Source organism: Candidatus Protofrankia californiensis (assembly GCF_900634765.1).
In the GTDB taxonomy this organism is placed as follows: domain Bacteria; phylum Actinomycetota; class Actinomycetes; order Frankiales; family Frankiaceae; genus Protofrankia; species Protofrankia californiensis.
On sequence record NZ_CAAAFT010000380.1, the window covers coordinates 29637 to 34389 of the forward strand.

4 protein-coding genes are annotated in these 4753 nt (G+C 69.4%); 1 reads left to right on the forward strand and 3 read right to left on the reverse strand.

Going from position 1 to position 4753, the window contains the following annotated elements; genetic code table 11:
* Positions 1 to 624: PKD domain-containing protein (locus DD1DGNOD_RS19605; RefSeq protein ID WP_131770779.1), on the forward strand; the 624-nt coding region annotated here is incomplete at its 5' end.
* A gap of 110 nt (positions 625 to 734) precedes the next feature.
* Here the strand turns inward: DD1DGNOD_RS19605 and DD1DGNOD_RS19610 are convergent.
* The 3 genes from DD1DGNOD_RS19610 to DD1DGNOD_RS19620 form a co-directional block, all read right to left on the reverse strand.
* On the reverse strand, positions 735 to 1484 hold the full coding sequence (locus DD1DGNOD_RS19610) for an NUDIX domain-containing protein (RefSeq protein WP_131770775.1): 750 nt from the start codon (positions 1482 to 1484) through the stop codon (positions 735 to 737).
* Positions 1466 to 3217: a CTP synthase gene (locus DD1DGNOD_RS19615; RefSeq protein WP_131767927.1), complete on the reverse strand. Its 1752-nt coding sequence runs from the start codon at positions 3215 to 3217 to the stop codon at positions 1466 to 1468. Before DD1DGNOD_RS19615 ends, DD1DGNOD_RS19610 begins: the two co-directional genes overlap by 19 nt.
* 282 nt (positions 3218 to 3499) lie before the next feature.
* The gene (locus DD1DGNOD_RS19620; protein WP_131767928.1) at positions 3500 to 4117 is read right to left on the reverse strand and encodes a malonic semialdehyde reductase; all 618 of its coding nucleotides are present in this window, start codon (positions 4115 to 4117) and stop codon (positions 3500 to 3502) included.
* Positions 4118 to 4753 lie beyond the last annotated feature (636 nt).

Below are 4753 nucleotides of genomic sequence, written 5' to 3' on the forward strand. Positions count from 1 at the left end.
CGGACGGCTGCCGGGTGTGCGGACTGCCCCGTCCGCCTGAACTTCTGCAACATCGGCGACGAAACCACCGAGTTCGAGCAGCTGCTGTGGGCGGCCTTCCCGGAGGCGGCCGCCGACACGAACGCCCTGTGCGACCCCCAAGCCGCTGCCGCCGCCCCGACCCTCGTCCAGGTTCAGGCCGCGCTCACCAACTATCTGCGAGAACAGGCCCTGCCCCGACCCACGCTCGTCGTCGCGCCGAGCGGGCGAAGCTTCGCCAACCTGCCCACAGTGGTGTACACGCCGGTCCCGCCGAGCTTCGTCTTCAACGTCGACCAACCGGTACTCGCCACGATCACCGCGGTCCCCCACTACCGGTGGGACTTCGGGGACGGCACGGCCGGCCCGGACTCCCCCGGCCGCCCCTTCGACCCGGCGATCTCACCCAGGGAGCATCCCGACGCCTATGTGTCGCATCCCTACCGCCAGCCCGGCACCTACACGATCACGTTGACGGTGACCTGGCAGGGAACATTCGCCGTACCCGGTGTCGGGCAGGCGTTCCCGCTGGAACCGGTGGTCCTCGCGGCGAACGCCGCCGTCGTCGTGGACGAGGCCGGCGGCGTCCTCACAGGCAACGGCTGACCCGCCGGGCTCTGTCGCACCCCGGACCTGCCTCGCAGCCGGTCGACCCGCGCGCCCGGGCCGACCGGTGCCGATCCGTCCACCCTCGCGCCGGTCAGCCGGCGGGCTGGTCAACCGGCAGGTGCCGGACGGTCCGGCCACGGCACGTCCGCGGCGCGCAGCGAGGCGAACCCGCCCGCGCGGGCCGTCGCCGCCGCCAGGATGCCGATCACAGCCATGGCGTTGGTGATCGACCCGGACAGCACGCCGGTCACCGCCTCGTCGAGATCCACCCGTTGCGTCCGCATGTCGGCCTCCTCGTGGACGCCGACGTGCCGCTGTGACGGCGGGATCACTGCAAGATCACGAGCGAGGAAGACGCGGTAGGCCTCGTCGGTCATGCCGGGTGAGGCCAGGACGTCGACCAGCAGGTCCCACCGCGCGGCCGTGAGGTGGGCCTCCTCGGCGAGCTCGCGGGCAGCCGCGGTCACCAGCGGCTCTCCGGGGACGTCCAGGATGCCGGCGGGCAGCTCCCACAATGCCCGGCGGACCGGATGACGGTACTGGTTGACCATCACCACCCGCCCGGTCTCGTCCAGCGCGACCACGCCGACGGCACCGGGGTGCATGACGACGTCACGCTGGGACACTACGCCGTCCGGCATCCGCACGATGTCCCGGCGGAGCCGGATGATCCGCCCGGTGAAGACGACGTCGGACTCCGCCACCTCGTAGTGGTGTCCGGTGTCGGAACGGTAGCCCGCTGCCACGGGCGTCTCGTCTGCGGGCACCCCGTCCGGCGCTGTGTCCGGCTGTGTCCCGTCCGGCTCCTGCGCGCCGGTCTCCCCCACCTTGCCGGCCGTCACGTTGTCGGCGGCCATGACGGCACCAGCTCCTCGCAGTTCACCTCGGCCGACAACCCCTGGCCGTCCACGTCCCCGATTCCGCTGGGAAGCTCGACCGGCAGCACCCCGGTGCGCTGCTCGGCATGCGTGACCGCCGCCGCGGCCAACGCGCGGAACAGCGGGTGAGCCCGGGTCGGCCGGGACCGGAACTCCGGATGCGCCTGGGTACCGACGTAGAAGGGATTGACCTCCACCGGCAGTTCGACGACCTCGACGAGCCGGCCGTCCGGCGACGTCCCGGAAATCACCAGCCCGGCCGCGGTGAGCCGATCACGGTAGTCGTTGTTGACCTCGTAGCGGTGCCGGTGGCGTTCATCAATCTCCGCGACCCCGTACACGCGCCTGGCGACCGTACCGGGCGCGAGCGTGCACGCATACAGCCCGAGGCGCATCGTGCCGCCCATGTCCCGCTCCCCGGCGACCACGGCGCGCTGGTCGGCCATCGTGGAGATCACCGGATCCGGCGTCTGCGGATCGAACTCGGTCGAGTTCGCGCCGGTGAGCCCGGCCATGTTGCGGGCGGCCTCGATGACCATGCACTGCAGACCCAGGCACAGGCCCAGGGCCGGGATCGCGTTCGTCCGTGCGTGCCGAAGCGCCTCGATCTTCCCTTCGATCCCGCGGATACCGAAGCCGCCCGGCACGAGCACGCCGTCGACGCCGTCCAGCGCGACCGCGGTGGCCTGCGGGGACGAGCAGGAGTCCGCCGGCACCCAGCGGATCTCCACCCGGGCGTCCACCGCGAACCCGCCCGCCCGCAGCGCCTCGGTGACCGACAGGTAGGCGTCGGGCAGGTCGACGTACTTGCCGACGATCGCCACGGTGACCAGCTTGGCCGGGCGGTGGACGCGGCGCAGCAGGGTGTCCCACTCGGTCCAGTCGACGTCGCGGAAGGGCAGGCCGAGGCGGCGGACCGCATACGCGTCCAGGCCCTCCCGGTGCAGCACCTTGGGGATGTCGTAGATCGAGGCCGCGTCCGGCGCGCCGACGACGGCCTCGTCGTCCACGTCGCACATCAGGGCGATCTTGCTTTTGAGCGCGTCCGGCAACGGGCGGTCGGACCGGCAGACCACCGCGTCCGGCTGGAGGCCGATGCTGCGCAACGCCGCCACCGAGTGCTGCGTGGGCTTGGTCTTGAGCTCCCCGGAGGGGGCGAGATAGGGCACCAGGCTCACGTGGACGGTCAGGACGTTGTCCCGCCCGACCTCGTGGCGGACCTGGCGGATCGCCTCAAGGTAGGGCAGTGACTCGATGTCACCGACGGTACCGCCCACCTCGGTGATGACCACGTCCCAGGCGTCTGTGGCGAGCCTGCGGATCCGATCCTTGATCTCGTCGGTGATGTGCGGGACGACCTGCACCGTCTGGCCGAGGTAGCCGCCCCGGCGCTCGCGGGCGATCACCTCCGAGTAGACCTGGCCGGTGGTGACGTTGGCGCTGCCGTCGAGGTCGACGTCCAGGAACCGCTCGTAGTGGCCGATGTCGAGGTCGGTCTCGGCGCCGTCGTCGGTGACGAAGACCTCCCCGTGCTGGAACGGGTTCATCGTGCCGGGGTCGACGTTGAGATAGGGATCAAGCTTCTGCATGGTGACCCGGAGGCCACGAGCCTTGAGGAGACGACCGAGGCTGGAGGCGGTGAGCCCCTTGCCGAGACTGGAGGCCACGCCTCCGGTCACGAAGATGTGCCTGGTCACGTGCGCCTGCGCCACGCTGGGACCCTTCCGTGGGTTTCGCCGGCCGGACCCGTACCCGGCCGGTCCACGGGATTTCACGGTAACACCCCCGCCCCGGGTCGGGACACGCCCGGGCCACAGATACCAGAACGGAACCAGAACGCGGTCACCGCTGATGGCGGCGCGATGCGGGCCGCCCTGACGCGGACCACTCTGGCGATGGCGGCTGCGGCTGCCGGCACGGCTAGGATGCCGCACCCAACCCGGACCACGGGTAGCCGGTCAGACACCGATCGACATCAGCAGCCCCATCCGATGTCAGAGAACGGAGACGACCTGTTCGTAGTCCAGCCGCGGGTTCCGGTCGAACCACGCGTTCTCACCCGGCCTGCCAATGTTGATCACAGCGAGTGTGCGCAGTGGCTGATCGGCGAAGAACTCCCTGTCGACGGCGCTGGCGTCAAGCCCCGTCATCGGGCCGGCCGCAAGCCCCGCGGCGCGGATACCCAGGATGAAATAGCCGATCTGCAGGCCGGCGTTGAAACGCGCGGCCTGCTCGCGGGCGGCCGGTTCGGTGAAGAAGTCCCTGGCGGTCGGCAGGTGCGGGAAGACCTGCGGGAGGTTCTCGTGGAAGTCGACATCCGCGGCGACGATGGCCACGAGCGGCGCGGACCGCGTCTTTGCCTGGTTACCCGAGCTGAGGTGCGCGACCAGCCGCTCCCGCGCCTCGGGCGAGCGAACCAGGATGATCCGCAACGGCTGGGCGTTCATGCTGGTCGGCGCCCATTTGACCAGGTCGTAGACGGCACGGATCTGCTCGTCGGACACCGCTTCTTCGCTGAAGGTGTTCGCGGTCCGGGCCGAGTGGAACAGCAGATCCGCGGCGGCGGCATCCAGTGCCAGGGCACTGCTGGTGGAGGTGTCGGTGACGGTCATGAAAGTGGGACTCCTGATGGTCGGGTGTCGTCACGGATCCGGCAGTCCAGGCCGAAGGGCACACGATCATCGCTCGTGCCGGGCGCCCGGCGGCCTCACGGGACCACTACTTGAACACACAACCACACCTCCGGCGTCCCCATGCCGGTGTGAGCTTCGCAGCCGGCCCACTTCCCGGTCGACGGGACGGCGGAACCTGCGAACGTATACCGATCGCCACCGATGACGGCGCGAGTCCCGATGGACCGCACAGGTGGTTTCCGTTGTTATAGCAACGGTTTTCACCTACAGCTTCCGTATCGGTGGTTAGATTTCACCGCCATGACGTCAATATGCAGCCGAGCCGAAGCCGCCGACAATCCAGTTCGGGGCGTTCCGGGGCGACACAACTCCGTAAAGCACTGATTTCAGAATTTTGCCCGCACGGAGACCCCCTGACGGCTGCGGTGCAGCAGTACTTCTGGTTTCAATCCGACTCGGATTTTGCCCGTACGGGGACGTCACCAACCCCGGACCCTACGTGCTGTTCGTTTCAATCCGACTCGATCCGACTCGGATTTTGGCTGCGCGGGGACCGCACCACAGTTTCCACCACCGCTGACCTGCGACGATGCAAGATCGTCCCACAACCTCTGC